This is a genomic window from Candidatus Koribacter versatilis Ellin345 (assembly GCF_000014005.1).
Lineage (GTDB): Bacteria > Acidobacteriota > Terriglobia > Terriglobales > Acidobacteriaceae > Korobacter > Korobacter versatilis_A.
Genome location: NC_008009.1, coordinates 3,165,886 through 3,181,316, shown reverse-complemented (window position 1 = coordinate 3,181,316; position 15,431 = coordinate 3,165,886). Strand labels below are relative to the sequence as shown.

The 15,431-nt window shown below is 57.8% G+C and carries 13 protein-coding genes; 6 read left to right on the top strand and 7 right to left on the bottom strand.

The genetic code is table 11. The annotated features are described in order from the left end of the window. Positions 1 to 9 precede the first annotated feature (9 nt). Positions 10 to 2,400 (top strand): transglycosylase SLT domain-containing protein, encoded by a 2,391-nt coding sequence (locus ACID345_RS13870; RefSeq protein ID WP_041855712.1) that lies wholly within the window; start codon positions 10 to 12, stop codon positions 2,398 to 2,400. 4 nt (positions 2,401 to 2,404) lie between these two features. Here the strand turns inward: ACID345_RS13870 and ACID345_RS13865 are convergent, their stop codons facing one another. Both ACID345_RS13865 and ACID345_RS13860 read right to left on the bottom strand, forming a co-directional pair. After that, the gene (locus ACID345_RS13865) at positions 2,405 to 2,947 is read right to left on the bottom strand and encodes a hypothetical protein (protein ID WP_011523492.1); all 543 of its coding nucleotides are present in this window, start codon (positions 2,945 to 2,947) and stop codon (positions 2,405 to 2,407) included. Positions 2,948 to 3,014: 67 nt separating this feature from the next. Further along, entirely contained in the window at positions 3,015 to 4,445 is a 1,431-nt protein-coding gene (locus ACID345_RS13860; RefSeq protein ID WP_011523491.1) for an aspartate ammonia-lyase, read from the bottom strand. A 155-nt stretch (positions 4,446 to 4,600) separates the two neighbouring features. Between ACID345_RS13860 and ACID345_RS25595 the strand changes: the two genes are divergently transcribed. The 5 genes from ACID345_RS25595 to ACID345_RS13835 all read left to right on the top strand — a co-directional run bounded on the left by ACID345_RS25595 (position 4,601) and on the right by ACID345_RS13835 (position 9,545). Beyond that, entirely contained in the window at positions 4,601 to 6,442 is a 1,842-nt protein-coding gene (locus tag ACID345_RS25595) for a tetratricopeptide repeat protein (protein WP_011523490.1), read from the top strand. 83 nt (positions 6,443 to 6,525) lie between these two features. Next, positions 6,526 to 7,125: a cysteine dioxygenase gene (locus ACID345_RS13850; protein ID WP_011523489.1), complete on the top strand. Its 600-nt coding sequence runs from the start codon at positions 6,526 to 6,528 to the stop codon at positions 7,123 to 7,125. Positions 7,126 to 7,688: 563 nt separating this feature from the next. After that, positions 7,689 to 8,681 (top strand): YpdA family putative bacillithiol disulfide reductase, encoded by a 993-nt coding sequence (locus tag ACID345_RS13845; RefSeq protein WP_011523488.1) that lies wholly within the window; start codon positions 7,689 to 7,691, stop codon positions 8,679 to 8,681. A 4-nt stretch (positions 8,682 to 8,685) separates the two neighbouring features. Continuing rightward, positions 8,686 to 9,018, top strand: coding sequence for an iron donor protein CyaY (gene cyaY, locus ACID345_RS13840; protein ID WP_011523487.1), 333 nt, complete (start codon positions 8,686 to 8,688; stop codon positions 9,016 to 9,018). Next, a complete protein-coding gene (locus tag ACID345_RS13835; RefSeq protein ID WP_011523486.1) occupies positions 9,018 to 9,545 on the top strand; it encodes an FUSC family protein in 528 nt (175 codons plus the stop codon). The genes cyaY and ACID345_RS13835 overlap by 1 nt, the downstream gene beginning before the upstream one ends. Here the strand turns inward: ACID345_RS13835 and ACID345_RS13830 are convergent. The 5 genes from ACID345_RS13830 to tatB all read right to left on the bottom strand — a co-directional run bounded on the left by ACID345_RS13830 (position 9,542) and on the right by tatB (position 15,381). Next, on the bottom strand, positions 9,542 to 10,540 hold the full coding sequence (locus ACID345_RS13830) for a hypothetical protein (RefSeq protein WP_011523485.1): 999 nt from the start codon (positions 10,538 to 10,540) through the stop codon (positions 9,542 to 9,544). The genes ACID345_RS13835 and ACID345_RS13830 overlap by 4 nt on opposite strands. 81 nt (positions 10,541 to 10,621) lie before the next feature. Beyond that, complete coding sequence (locus ACID345_RS13825; RefSeq protein ID WP_011523484.1) at positions 10,622 to 12,880, bottom strand: serine/threonine-protein kinase; 2,259 nt, start codon at positions 12,878 to 12,880, stop codon at positions 10,622 to 10,624. Between the two features lie 229 nt (positions 12,881 to 13,109). Next, on the bottom strand, positions 13,110 to 14,087 hold the full coding sequence (locus tag ACID345_RS13820; RefSeq protein ID WP_011523483.1) for a M28 family metallopeptidase: 978 nt from the start codon (positions 14,085 to 14,087) through the stop codon (positions 13,110 to 13,112). An 18-nt stretch (positions 14,088 to 14,105) separates the two neighbouring features. Continuing rightward, positions 14,106 to 14,921: a twin-arginine translocase subunit TatC gene (gene tatC / locus ACID345_RS13815; RefSeq protein ID WP_011523482.1), complete on the bottom strand. Its 816-nt coding sequence runs from the start codon at positions 14,919 to 14,921 to the stop codon at positions 14,106 to 14,108. Continuing rightward, on the bottom strand, positions 14,914 to 15,381 hold the full coding sequence (gene tatB, locus ACID345_RS25590) for a Sec-independent protein translocase protein TatB (RefSeq protein WP_011523481.1): 468 nt from the start codon (positions 15,379 to 15,381) through the stop codon (positions 14,914 to 14,916). Before tatB ends, tatC begins: the two co-directional genes overlap by 8 nt. Between the last annotated feature and the right edge of the window lie 50 nt (positions 15,382 to 15,431).

The following is a 15,431-nucleotide window of genomic DNA, read 5'->3' as shown; positions in this document are numbered from 1 at the left end:
AGGATGCACTTGCGGTTCTTCGTTCTCGCTGTTCTCGCACTCGCGCTCCTTCCGGGCGCTGTCCACGCCCAGGACACCACATCGTCAAGCGATAAATCCACCACTCCCACAAAGAAGAAGACCGCCGCGAAGAAGAGCACCACAGCGAAGTCCTCTTCCAAGAGTTCCACCGCGAAGAAGAAGACCACCGCGTCCACCGCGCACAAGAAGGCGACCTCGCGGAAGCTCAGCCACACCGCTGCTCTGCGGATGAACAAAACCTTCGTCGCCTCCGCCGATCTAAAGCCCATGGCGACGCAGTTGATTTCCATGCGCACGCCCGCCGCCTACGACGGAGTGGAGAAGTGGACTGCACTGCACTCCGGCACCGATGCCGGTGCACTCGGCTATCTCGTGCTTGGCTACTCGCACCTGCAGGACCGCAAGTATCCGCAGGCGATCGCCGAGTTGAAGAAAGCTCAGCCGCGGGCTGGTGAACTCTCTGACTACGTGGACTTCTTCCTCGGCCAGGCTTATGCAGGCAACGCCGACTACGAATCCGCGCTCGTGCACCTTCGCGATTTCAACGTGAAGTACGCCGAGTCGCTCTATGCGCACGACGCTCTCATTGCCTTCGCCAACGCGTGTTTAAATGCGAGCCATCCGAGCGAAGCGATCAAGGCGCTCGAAGCGAATCGCGCGCCAACTAAGGCCGACACCGAACTCGCGCTCGGGCGTGCCTATATCAAGAATGGCCAGGAAGTGAAGGGCGGCCTCATCCTTCAGCACATCTATTACACGATGCCGACGTCGGTCGAAGCCGATGCTGCCGAAGCCGATATGCGCAAGGTGCCGGGCCTTCCCGCTGCGTCTCTCGACGACCGCCTCACCCGTGCCGATCTTTTACTGAAAGGCAAGCAGTACACCCAAGCCGCCGCTGACTATCGCGGCCTGATGGATGTCGTCTCCGGCGATCGTCGTTCCGAAGTGCTCGCTAACCTTGCTGTCTCGCTGATGAAGTCCGGCGCCACTCGCGACGCGCAAAAATATCTCGACCAGATCCCCGCGACTGCCGCTGCTGAAATCAACGGCCAAAAACTCTACAACGAAATGATGATCGCGCGTCACAACAACGATAGCGATCGTGTCGCCTCTTACCTCTCGCAGTTGCGCCAACAGGCATCGACCTCCAGCTTCTTCCAGGAAGCCCTCTTCGAAGCCGGCAACATGTACATGTTGCAGCACGACTACGACCACTCCATCGATTGTTATCGCGAGATTCACGAGCGCTTTCCGGAAGGTCCTCGCGCTGCCTACGCCCACTGGCGCGCTTCGTGGTTCGATCTCCGACAGGGCCGTACTGACGCTGCTCTCCGCGAGTTTCGCGAGCAGCTCGAGAAATATCCCAGCACGACCGAAGTGACCGCCGCAATGTACTGGGAAGCCCGCTTGCTGGAAGAGAAGGGCAATCTCCCCGCCGCGCGTGCCTGGTACGCCAAGCTCTCTGATCGTTACCGCAACTACTATTACGCGATCCTCGCGCGCGAGCGTCTTCGTGCTATCGGCGTGCAGAACATCGCCGACGAGCCGCTTCTTGCCAAGGTCAAGGCTCTACCACCGCTAGATCCTTCGCAAATTGACACCACGCCCCCGCCCGACGATCTCCGTATGGAAAAGGCCCGCCTGCTCGAAAACGGCGGCATGATCGACTTTGCTGTGAAGGAACTGCAAGCCGTCCCCGGCGCGGGCAGCGGCAACTGGGCCAGCTTGCAAGTCGCACGCATTTACACCGACGCCGGCCAGCCCCATCGCGCTTTGCAGTATCTGAAGAAGACCGTTCCGTCCTACACCGCACAGGAGATCGGCACCCTTCCTGTCGCCTATTGGAAGGCGCTCTTCCCGCGTCCCTATTGGGCTGACGTGCAACGCTTCGCGGAAGAGAACAACCTCGATCCATTCCTCGTTGCGGCTCTCATCCGCCAGGAATCAGAGTTCAATCCAGGCGCAGTCTCCTACGCCAATGCGTATGGCCTGATGCAACTCCTGCCCGGTACCGGCAAGAGCATGGCTAAGACGGTCGGTATGAAGAAATACAACACGGCCGCGCTGCTCCAGCCGAGCACCAACATCGAACTCGGGACGCGCTATTTCCGCGACATGAGCAACAAGCTCGGCAACGTGGAGTACGCCCTGGCAGCCTACAACGCAGGCTCGGATCGCGTTGCCGACTGGCGCGACAGTGCGCACTACCGCGACATCGCTGAATTCGTCGAGACCATCCCCTTCGTGCAGACGCGCGATTACGTGCAGTCCATTGTTCGGAATGCTGCGATCTACCGCCGTTTGTACAGTACCAATACAGCGCCGACAAAATCGGCTTCGACCGTCGCCGAAAAAGCTGCGAAGACTTCAGAACAGTAGGGAATCAGCTCGCGGTTGCAGTGCGGTGTTTCACGTCGGGCTGGCCTTCCGACATGTCTTTTGCGCGCTCGTAGTTCATCCACACGCTTTCTTCTTCGCCATTGCGAATGCAGCGGATGCACCAGCCGATCGGAAACGATGTCCCCTGGCCCCAGTGCAGCGGATAAGAGTTTTCTCCGCCTTCCACGTGGTTGCGCTCCCACGCACAGTCCGTGTGATTGCGGCGGATGGTTTCGCCAACATAAGACCCGAATACAAACGCCAGGGAATTCACATCTACAAGTCGCGGGGCGACCGTAAACTCCCGATGAATGCGCAACAGTACAGCATCCACGCCGAGCAGCGATGCCGGAGTGAAATCCAGCGTGACCTCGTAGCGGCTGTGTGCCCGTCCCACTGCCTTTTCGGCCCCGATCTCCATCATCTCTTCCAGAGATTTCGGGCGAATCACGTGCGATTTGCGGGCGCGCAGAAACGCCGCGTACAAACCGGTAATCGCCACGATTCCGGCGAGGGCCGATGCAAAACTGGAGAGGTTCGAAATCATCAGGACTAAGCCAAACTCTCAGACATGCTAGCCCATTTTTGCTATATCTCTCTGTTACGAAAGTGCGTCAGCGTAACTTGATCTTGTCGCGATCCTTCGCTGCCTCCGATGGCAGACGGGGCTCCGTCATTTGCGCTGGATCAAGGATCTCTTTGATCTGCTCTTCGCTCAGGTACTTCTTCTCTCGTGCAATCTCGATGATCGTCCTGCCGGTCGCAACCGATTCTTTCGCGATCTCCGCCGCCTTCGCATAGCCGATATACGGATTCAACGCCGTCGCCAGCGACACCGTGCTCTGTGCGTACATCTCATTGCGCTTAGCGTTTGCAGTGATTCCGATAACGCACTTCTCCGTGAACACCCGCACCATGTTCGTCAGGATCGTGACCGATTGCAGCACGCTGTACGCCATGGTCGGCATCATCACGTTCAATTCAAGTTGACCAGCCTGCACCGCGAACGCCACTGCCGTGTCGTTGCCAATCACCTGGAAGCACACCATCGCCGCCAATTCCGGCATCACCGGATTGATCTTGCCCGGCATAATTGACGAGCCCGGCTGCAGCGCCGGCAAATTGATCTCGGCCAGTCCAGTGTTAGGTCCCGACGCAATCAATCGCAGGTCGTTACTGATGCGAATGATCTCCAGCGACAGATTTCGCAGGGCCGAACTCACACTCGCCATCGCCAGGTTCGACTGCATCGCGTAGCGCATATCATCCGCCACCACCAGTTTCTGTCCCGAAATCCGCGCCAGATTGCGAATCGCCTTCTCGCGATACTCGGGATGGGTATTGATCCCCGTTCCCACTGCCGATCCACCGAGTCCCAATTCACGCAAAAGTTCCGATTGCTCACGCACCGACTTCTCGGCGCGTCTCACTGCACCTGCGTACGCCGCAAACTCTTGCCCCAGTCGCATCGGCACCGCATCCTGCATATGCGTGCGTCCCGACTTCAGGATGTCGTGAAACTCTTTGCCCTTCGCCCCGAACGCCGACGCCAGTCCATCGAGCACCGGATACAGTTTCTCCAACTCCAGCAGCGTCGCGAGGCGCATCGCGGTAGGGAAGACGTCATTGGTTGACTGCCCGTAATTCACGTGATCATTCGGATGCACAATCTTGTACTCGCCCAGCTTTCCGCCCGTGAGTTCCTCAGCGCGGTTCGCAATCACCTCGTTCGCATTTATGTGGAAGCTCACGCCCGCGCCCGCCTGGAATACGTCCACGACAAACTGATCGTCCCAGCGGCCCTCCTGCATTTCCTTCGCCGCGAGAATGAGCGCCTCGGCGACCCGCGCATCAATCAGATCCAGTTCCAGGTTCGCCTCAGCCGCCGCCTGCTTCACCATGGCAATCGCGCGGATCAACGTCGCATGCGCCCGCATCCCGCTGATGGGATAGTTCTCCACCGCCCGCGCCGTCTGGATCCCGTAGTACGCGTCCGCCGGAACGTCCTTATATCCCAGCGAATCCTTCTCCTGCCGAGTCGCCATCTGGTCCTCTTTAACTTCTGTCATCCTGAGTGGAGTTTCGTAAATCGAAGCGAGTCGAAGGATCCCTCTGCTCGCAATACCGTGGACTCCCCTAGGCGCACAAATTGTACCCTCTCATTCGATGACGGGGTCCGCTTGTTACACTACCGCCACCCATGAAAGAACCGTCCGCACCGGCGCCCGCCGATCTTCGCAACAATCCCGATTACGTCCGCGTTTACGACCAGCTCGGCCGCGAGGTATACGTCGAAAAAGCGAAATGGCGGACCGAAATCCTTCCCGGCAACCTTAAGGCGAACTGGGACGCGCCGGATGCACTGTATTCGATGATTGTTGGCGCTTTGCAGGATGGGTTCTTCGAGGATGTGCAGCAGGCCGCCGAGCATCTTTGTCAGATCGACTCCAGTCCGGACCGCGCAACCACTGTGTATGCCATCGTCTTGATGAAGACGGATCACCTCGACGAAGCCGAACGCGTGCTCACCTCCTACTTGCAACAACACGGCGAGGACGCCACCATCCTCACCAATCTTGCGAAAGTTTATTCAGCGCGCTCCCAATTGGACAAAGCGGAAGCGACCCTCTGGCACGCCCTCGAACTCGATCCCAATCTCGACAACGGTTTTGCCTGGTACACGGCCATATATCGCGATCGGGGAGGGGAAGCCGCTGGCCTCGATGCCATGCGTCGCATCGCCGCGTTGCCGGGAAGTTGGCGCGCCCAGCTCAGCCTCGCGCGCGCTGCTCTCGACGCCAACGACTTTAACGCGGCAATGGCGCAGTATGGAGACGCTTTTTCCCGCCTCTCTGCGTCCCCTACCACGCAAATGCTTATGCTGGTGAGTGGCGATCTCGGCCAGCATGGTCACCCCGAGATCGCGCTCGCGCTTACTGCACCTCACTTCCACCCCGAGGAGCATGGACTCGCCGTCGGCAACAATCTCATCAAAGCAAATCTTGACCTCGGGAACAGCGCCGAAGCTCGCCGCATCCTCGACGCGCTCTACGCGCTGCAGCGTCCCGATTGGAAGGACACTCTCGATTTCTGGGACACTGCCATTACCAAGGCCGGGTTGGAAAAGCGAGCGGTTGCGGAAGGCGAGCCGCTGGAATCCATTGCACTCGTCACCCAGGGCCCGGTGTGGCTGAAGCCCGACTCGCTCGCGGTGCCACTCTTTGCGTTGCCACCTGGCCTTCTGAAAGTTGCGATCATTGGAAGCACTGCGGAATTCTCCGATGCTCCTTCGCAAGTCGAACTCCAGATTACTGACGCCCCAGGGCGCCTCAGCCGCGCGCTTCCGCTCTTTCTCGCCGAACAGCTCGCCTTTCACAGCGGCGTCTCGGTTGAAACGCTTACGCCCTGGGTAAACCGCAATCCCGGCGGCTTCATGCTGAGTGGTCAACCGTGGGACGTCGAAGACGCCATCGGCTACGCAGAGATGTCATCGAAGCCCGACTACATCATCATCTGTCATCTCAAACTGCAGGAGAGTCCAGAGCTAGCCGAGCTTCGCATCGTCCGCACTGCAGATCAGCAAGTCATCGGGACGCTCGATCAGCGTTTTGCTATGCAGGCTTTGCAGGACGGTCTCCCTCAACTCGCGTCCAAGCTCATCGACAAGTTGAGCGAGCTTACAAAAGTTTCTCCTCGTTCGTCGCCGCTTTATCGGCTGGTCTCAGGCTCCAATTTCCCCGACTACCTGCTTCGCCTCGAGCAGTTGCTGGCGGTGCGCACTGCCTCTGAGCAGAATGCTGGGCCCGAGTTTCTATATGGCCCGCGCGAGATCCTCCAGGGCAACATCGAACTCTGTGCCGCTAACCCACAAAATGTCGCGACCCGATTGCTCCTCGCTCAAACCTCTATCTCGATGAAGAGCGTCCACCCCGATGTCGTCCGTGAGTTCAAAGACAAGCTTCTGCTCCTTCAGCAACAGCACCCTCTTCCCACGAAAGCTCAGGCTGTCATCCAAGGCCTTTTCTCCGAAGCGTTCTCGTGAAGTCGCTATCCGCGGCTGTTCTTTCTGTCAGCGCGCCTTGCTCGGAATGTCGTAAAATCTGACGTTCCCTGTGGGAGGAAACGATGGCAACCAAGCCGGCACTCGCGACCGTCTCGATCGAAAAATACGTGGAGCTTCTGCGGCAGTTGCCCGCTGAAGCCTTCGATGACGTGCCTCGCATTGAAGAATTCGCGCTCCAGAATCCGGTTGATCCCGCCACCCTCGAACGTTTTCTTTGTTGGGACGCACAGCACTACACCCGCAACCTGATTGACCACACCGATCTCTACGACCTCATGGCAATCTGCTGGGACATCGGCCAGATCAGCTCCATCCACAACCATCGTGGTCAGAACTGTTGGATGAGTGTTCCCATCGGTACGCTGCGCGTACAAAACTACCGTGTCATCTCCGAGAACGTGGCGGAGCACCGCTGCGAGATTGTGCCGACGGACGTCATTGATATGACCGCCGAGCGTCCCGTCGGCGTGAATCCCGACCATCCGGTCCACTCCGTCGAGAACCGCCGCGAGTTCAATGAGCGCGCCGTCAGCCTGCACATCTATTCCAAGCCTTTCGACAGTTGTGTTGTCTACTCTGATGAGCAGGGCACCTGCGGCGAAATCAATCTGCACTTCACCACCAAGTATGGCGAACGCTCACCGCGGCCCGCGCGTCACTAACCGAACACACCACTGCGCTGACATCGCTGCCACGGCTCGCGCGTCATTTCAAATCTTGTAAGGGGCCTGGAGCTCGACCGCGGAACGGGAGCTCCGTTTCTAGCGCACTAGCACTCGACTAATTCGAATCGCAGGTCGCGATCGATTTCCTGATCCGCTTGCTGATCCTGGGAGGGCTCGTGCTCGGTGGATGGCTTCGAAGAATCCGCTTCCGACTTCTGCGTGTTGCGTAATCTCGATTCAGTGTTCAGGACAATTTCTTCAATTCGCTTCAAAATGCTCAACTTCAGTTTTCCCTTTTTCTCGACATGAAGATTTTTGGGGGCCGGGACACAGCGCCTCTCTACCTTCTACCGACTGGGTGTTGAGTGCGAGGTTTTGCTTGGAGGGAAACTCACTCGGAATTCTGCGCTTCCTGAGTATTAAAATTCTATGAAACTATTTGCTCGCGGTCAACGAACTTGTTGCTCTCGCTCAAATGACTTGGTATCGCCAATTCGTGTCGTTAACTCCATCATCAACGACGTTTCGGCTCCCTCCTGTAATCTTGTGACTGACTGAACATGACTGAACGCAACTACAGTTTCGACGTTCTCATCATTGGTGCCGGCCCCACCGGCTTGGCATGCGGCATCGAAGCGCAGCGCGCCGGCTTCCGTGTCGCCATGATTGACAAGGGATGCCTCGTCAACTCGCTCTTTCATTACCCGGCCAACATGACGTTCTTCACTACGCCTGAACTCCTCGAGATCGGCGATATCCCGTTTCCCAGCGCCAACCAGAAGCCCACGCGCCACGAAGCGCTGGAGTATTACCGCAAGGTCGCGGAGCACTATAAACTCGACATCCGCCAGTACGAACGTGTGGAGCAAATCACCGGCGGAGACGGAGACTTCCGACTTCGCACTCAAAACTTGCACGGCAAGCAGTTCGACTACACCGCGAAGAAACTGATCCTCGCCACCGGCTACTACGATCTACCAAACTTGCTCAACATCCCTGGCGAGAACCTGAACAAAGTCTTGCACTATTACCGCGAGCCCCACCCGTTCTTCGATCTCGATGTCATTGTCGTAGGCGGCAAGAACTCCGCCGCCATCGCAGCCCTCGAACTTTGGCGCCATGGCGCACGCGTGACGATGGTTCATCGAGGTCCTGGCATCCATAGCCATGTGAAGTATTGGATCAAGCCCGACATTGAGAACCGCATCAAGGCCGGGGAAGTGAAGGCCTACTTCAACACTGAGATTAAAGACATCGGTCCTGAGTGCGTCACCCTCGTTACGCCTGATGGTGAACTCCGTGTGCACAACGATTACGTCTTCGCTCTCACCGGATATCATCCCGACTTCTCATTCCTCGAGGCCATTGGCATCGAGTTCGCGGGCAAAGACCATCGCCCCATCACCGACGCTCAATCGCTTGAGAGCAATGTCAAAGGCGTGTATCTTGCCGGCGTGATCGTCGCCGGCATGCGCACCAACGAAATTTTCATCGAAAACGGCCGCTTCCACGGTCGCCAGATTGCCGAGCACCTCAAGCAGGTGCTTCACTAGAGCTATGACTGACCAGGAATTCCAAAACCACATTGAAGCGTCGACCGGTTCCCTCAAGCGCTCCCTCTACGACGCCGAGGCCGACGCCGGCTTCGAAGTCGAAGAAGCTAACGGCGCCCTGCAGATCAATTTCGAGGATCCGCCCGCCCGTTTCGTCGTCTCGCCCAACAGCCCGGTGCGGCAGATCTGGATCTCCGCCCTCTCCACCAGTTTCAAGCTCGATTGGTCCGACGCCGCCAATGACTTCGTTCTCACCAAAACCGGTGAGGCCTTGAAGCCGCTCATCGCTCGTCTCATTAATCAGCAACTCGGTACCGACGATATCCAACTCGCCTGATGTTCACCGACGCTTTTTATGTGCCGGAAGACCGGCGCCGCATTGGCGCCCAATATGCTCTGCGTATTTTCCTCGGATCGGTGACCGCCTGGTTCGCGCTGCACTCCTTCGGACACCAGGATCCACTCTGGGCCGTGATTTCTGTCGTCATGGTCAGCGAGCCGCAATTGCAGTCCTCGCTCCTCGCCTTTCGCTGGCGTATGACGAACACCATCATCGGCTGCGGTGTAGGCATCGCGTTTCTCTGGGGAGCAGGACCATCCATCTGGTCACTGCTTTTCGCCCTCGTCGCCTGCGTTTTAATTTCGGTTTGGATCTTCGACGCCCCCACTGGCTGGCGCATCGGGCCAATCAGCAGCCTGATCGTCATGACGCCCGGCGTCCTTCAGCATAGCCGCGAACTCGGCCTTCACCAGGCGCTCATGCGCACCGTTGCTGTGCTCGCCGGCAGCGTAATCGCGGTCACCATCGCATGGGTGCTCGACGTTGCCATCCCCAGGCTCAAACTTCGTCGCGGAACGACTTAGTTCGTAGCGCCCGCCATTTGCGGACTCTCCCCGCGACAATTCGCCAGCCCGGGCTCGATCGCGGTTCCTTCCTCGTAATCATTCCACGTATCAATCATGAGGTAGGGAAGCGGGCGCTCCGGCGGGTAGTAGCGCCGGAATAACCGTAGCGATTCCTCAAAGGTCTTGCCGCAGCGCGCGTCCATCTTTCGATTGCGTGACCACGACGCCTTCGTATCGTTGAAGCCCGGCCACGCTGCGCCGATGGCGATTTTGTTGGGGAATTCGTTGTTCATGCGCAGGTAGAACTCTTTGAGATACTCCTCGCCCCAATTCGAGCCATCGTGCTGCCACCCATGCGGCCCCGGATTCACCCACGCATAAAAGCCGTCGAAATCTCCGGCATATTTTTTGGGAATGTCTTTGTAGATCAACAGAGGCTGGCCGTCCCACTGCTGAACGGTCTGCTTCACCTTGTTCCAGTCGGTGAACGTGCCCTTTGGGAAGATGAAAATCAGCGGGTGCCCATTGAACCGCAGATAAGCCCGCTGTGTTGGCGCATTGGCCGCGATGTAGTGATCGTAGGCGTACTTCAAATCGTCAATCACGTACGAAGTCGAATTCTGCGGATCGTCCGATGCCTCGTCGTACATGATGGCGGTCTGGAACTGGTTCTCCAGCGCGGTCTGCTGCATCGTCGCGTAGGCGTGGTCTTCAAAGCTGTGGCTCCCGCCGTACCAGTTCACCACGAACGCCTCGATGCCGAGGTTCTTCGCGTGCTGGATCTGCTTCTGTTGCAACACGGGATCCTGGCTGTTATAGCCGACGTTGATATGCCCCGGCCGCCCAAACCACGGCTGATATGCCGCCAGCAATACCGGCGCATTCGATGGCGTCTGGAAGTTCTCGCGCAGGGTCTGGTTCAGGTCGGCTTTTTTCGACGAGCACGCGCTGCCCACTATCAATAAGGCAGCAACGCAGAGCAGAGTAAGAGTTTGGAATTTCCGTATGTGCATGAAAACTGAGTCCAAGCGTTATTGGATGTCAGTTTCAGCAGGAGCGTTGGACAGAGCTGTCGTGTGGCTCGGAAGTGTCGGTCAGGGAAGGGTTTCGTCTAACACCAGCGGCTTGCCCGCCTCCACCGTGATGTTCTTCTTCACCGTCGGGTGCCCCGCCAATTGGATCTCCATAGCATAGCCACCGGGATTCAAGCCGAATTCCACCGGCGTGGCTTTGCCGACTTGCTGGCCCGAGATATACACCGTCGCGCCTGGAGGATTTGTGTGCACCGCAATCCGTACGCCTTGCACTTTGTTCCCAAACACTTTGTGGACACCCGAACTCTGCACCACTCTGATGTCCGGTGTGCTGCCCGCTTCGAGCAGTGTTACATTGCGTGATTGCTGCTCGCCCGACTTCAGCGTGAACGAATCGCTCGTCTCAAGGTATCCAAACTTGCGCAGCGTCACGGTATGCGTGCCCGGCGCTACCGGAATCTGCGAAGGTGTTACGTGCCCAGTGTTCACGCCATCCACCAGGATGTACGCCGTGCTCGGCGTGCTCAACACGGTCAGGAATCCCGAAGGCAGATCAAGCTGCACATTCAGGTGCGACTGCACGCCCGCCGTGATTTGCACAGGCCGCGTTGCCGGTGAATAGCCATCCTTGCTTATTGTGAAGGTATGTACGCCTGGCGCCAGCGAGGGAATGACAGCGGGCGTTGTGTAGACCGGGCTCGCCTTGCCATCAATCGTTACGCGCGCACCCGTCGGTGTGCTGGTCAGTTCCAGCATTCCCGTCGAGGTCACCACTACACCACTCGCAGGCAGTGGCTTCGCCGCGCTGAATACCGCTGGTCCCGGCGGCGGAGGCGTTTTTACTCGCACCGTTTTTTGCGAGGGCGTGGGACCACTCGTCTCCTCCACAACCGGTGCCGCTGTTGTCTGTTTGCTTGGGGCCGTCGCTGGCTCAGTCTGCTGCGGCTCTGGTGCAGTTTGTACCGGAGCGGGCTGCGGCTTCGGCGGCGGTTGGATTGCTCGGTTGTAATCGTAGTTTTCGGGCTGCGGAGGATAGAACGACAAGATCAACGTACGCGAAATGAACAACGCCAGGATGATCACCAATCCAGAAAGCGCCACCGCCCACGGATCCAAGCGCTTCAGTTGCTTGCTGATCACGGCCCAAAGTTCGAGCCCCAATCGTGCAGCAAAGTCCTTGATCTGCGCGCTCGCCTTTGGTGGATCGACATACGGTGCATCGTGGTCTTCTTGCACCACACTCGCCGGCGGCGGTCCTTCTACGGGACGTTTCCATACTCCCGACGACTCTAGCGAGCCCAACATCGCGGGCCTCTCGACGCCAACATTCGAGCGCTGGTCTGAAGCCGTATCCAGGCGCGGATCCATTGCGGGCGCGAGATCAGGCGCGGTCGCGTATGGGTTGCGAACCGGAGCAGCGGCAGCCGCTCCCCCGTCGATCGAAACCACCTTCGGTTTCGGCGTCGCGACAATCATCGGCTTGCCGAAATTCTTGTAATCTTCCAGCGCGCGCACCATCTCCGGTCCGCTCGCATAGCGTGCACTGCGATCGCGCTGCAATGCCTTTACGATCGCCGCGTTGATCCCCGGAGGCAATTGCGGAACCAGTTTGACCGGCTCCACCAATTCCGCTTCGGATGCAAACTTCAACGACTCCCAATCTTCGCCCGTGAAGGGAAGCTTGCCGGTCGCTGCCTCATACAACATCACCGCGATGTTGTAGAAGTTCGTCACACGATCCGCGCCGTGGCCTGCCAGTTGTTCCGGCGCCAGGTAACACGCATTGGGATGGAACGGATCAAATCCGGCGATGTTCGACCGGAAGAGCCCAAGATCGAGCACCTTCGTCGAACCATCGAACTCCAGCACGATATTGTCGGGATGCAGCGCATGATGGATGATGCCGCGCGAGTGTGCCGACTCCAATCCAGTGCACGACTGACGTGCGAAATCGATCAGGTCCCAGACATTCAAGTTGCCGCTGTTCTGCAGGTTCTGCCGCAAGCTGCGGCCGTCCACCCAGCTCGACACGATAAAGAAAGCGCCGTCCAGCTCGCCCGACCCGATGACCTTTGCGATGTTCCCGTGATCAAGGGATTGCGCCGCGCGTGCCTGCCCGGTCAGTTTCTGTGCGTATTCTTCGCCATTTTCGTAATCGCTCGGCCAAACCGTGTGGATGGCGACCGAAATTCTCCGGTTCGGATCTACCGCCCGGAAGCACGCGCCGTCACGCCCCTCACGCAAGGGCGAGATCTCAAATTGCCCGATGTTTCTGAGCGAGGCGATGACCTTTTCAATAACTTTTCGGTCACGTGACATGGGACGAAGGCTCCGAGGGCGCGGCAATTACCTGGAATGGAAGTAACTCTAACCTTAATCCGTAAGCCGGAGGTAGTTACCGTGGGCATATCCCTAAGGACATCGCGAAGGTACACGAACGATTACTGCTGGGCGGGAAAGTGCTCTCGAAAGGTTTGATTGGTAACTTGAGGTAACCCTGAGCTTCATCTAGGGAACAATCGTCAAGTTGATAAAAACAAGATGGTTACTACTGGTTCAGCAGCCTTACCGTTTCCAAGACCACATCGCCCGAAATCCCCAAACTCTTCGGGCTTTCCTTGTCCAAGGTGTCTTCAACGGAATGGTGCAGCGAGCCGTTATAGCCGTAATTGATGTCAAGAATGTCCACCACGGGCACACCGATCTTCCCGAACGGCCGATGATCGTCTTCGAACGCATTTAGGCGCTGGAAGAAGTGCGATTGGTAGCCGAGGTTCGTGGCGGCCTGGTAGACCACTTTGCGCAGCGCCGGCGTCGAGTTCACGTCTTCGTCCACGTCGAGGTCGGCATCGCCGAGCATATCCACGAGGATGAACGCCTTGATCTTGGCTGAGGTGCCGTCCTGCTTCCACTTCTGCGCGAGGTGCTTTGTGCCGTAAAGGTTGTCGTCGTTCTTGTTCCAGTCCACGAACGCCTCTTCCGCATCGGTGAAGAGCAGCCAAACGCTGTAGCCATCGTTCGGTTTTCCGCGCAACGCATCGGCAATCGCCAGCGGCAGGGCGGTGGACGATCCACCATCGTTCGCGCCCACAAATTTCGGTAAGTTGTAGAGCGTGTCGTAGTGCCCGGCGATCACGATGATCCCGTCTTTCTTGCCCGGAAACTTCGCGATGTAATTGCGGCCCGTGAACTGTCCGATCGGCGCGTTGCTGGTGAACTCGTCAATCTCAAGGTTGTCGTTCTTCAGCTTCGTCTTGAGATAGTTCTCGAGTTTCTTGTGGCCCTCACTGTTCACCGCGCGCGAGCCGAACCCAACCACTTCCTTGTTGTACTGCCACGCTTTGTCCGCGTTGATCTTTAGCGCATTCGACGGCACGGGCATCGGCTGCGTTTCCGTGATCACGCTCTGCGGCTGGGCTGGCGGTTCCGGCTGCGCTTGCGGTGAAGGCGTTGGTGTCGCCTGTTTCGTCTGGCTATTGCATCCGAGCCCCATCAGGGCACACAAGATCATCCCCGCAACAATCATCGTTCTCCTGTTCACAGGTTAGCCTTCTTGCGCTTCCTGTGCCTCGCGCCGCTTGCGCCGGTTCTTTGGATGCACAAGGAACGCAACTCCGATGGACAGGATGTAGAGAAGAATCATGGGCGCCGCGAAGACGCACATGTTCATGATGTCGGTTGTCGGCGTAATAATCGCCGCGATGACGAAAATCACTAGGATCGAGTAGCGCAGATTGCGCCACATCCATCCCGCACTCACGATGCCCATGAGCGCGAGGAAAAATACGAGGATCGGCATTTCAAACACAATGCCAAGGCCGAGAATGATCGTCAGGAACAGGTCGGTATATTCACTGATCGTAATCATCGGCGAGAACTGATGGCTGTAACCGATCAGGAAAGTCAGCGCATTCGGATACACCATGTAGTACCCGAAAACGCCTCCGCCGAGGAACAGCAGTACCGTGCTGAACATGAACGGCAGCACGTATCGCCGCTCACGTTTGTACAGACCCGGCGCAATAAACAACCACACTTGATACAACACAAAAGGCGAGGCCACGAAGAGCCCGGCGATGAACGCCATCTTCAAATACATATTGAAGGGCTCGGTCGGGTTCAGATACACCAGTTTCTGGTCGAGGTGATTCGCGGCCAGGGCCTTCATGATGGGCCGCTGCATGAAGTCGTAAATCTGCTCGTGCCACCACCAGCAAACGCCGAATCCGGCGGCGATGTAAACAAAAGTCCAGATAATGCGCCGCCGCAGTTCCTCGAGGTGCTCGAGGAAGCTCATCCCCTTTAATGCTTCTTGTGAAAGCCGTGCCCTGATGGCGGGATCGATCGTCGGACTAGGCATTCGGCTCCGTCTGCTGCTGCGGATTCACTACGGTCTCGTGTTCGTCTGCGAACGACGACGCCGGCGTCGCATCCAGGTTCGCGATTGTGCCTTCGGGTGGCAGGATCGTGGGCATCGGCATCTCGGTGGGTGCCCCATCCTTGTCGCGCAACAGCGCGACAGGGTGGGAGTTTTCTCCGTCTGGAACCTCGAAGAGTTCTCCCTGTCCCTCGCTCGCCAACCGCTTGGTCTCAGCCTCTTTCAGGGCCGCCTCACGTCGCTCCGCGTCCTTCTTAATCTGTTCTTCCAGTTCGATTTGTTGGATTTCCGACTCGATCTGGTGCTTGAATTCATTCCCGGCACGTTTGAACTCGGCCATGAATTTGCCCACTTCACGGGCAATCTCCGGTAGCTTGCGCGGCCCGAAAATCAGGAGCGCAAGAATACCGATAAACAACATCTCCGGCATGCCGAGATTCATGGCTCCATCATAAAGGGAAGCTGTCGAAACCAGCAATCGAACGAGAGTGG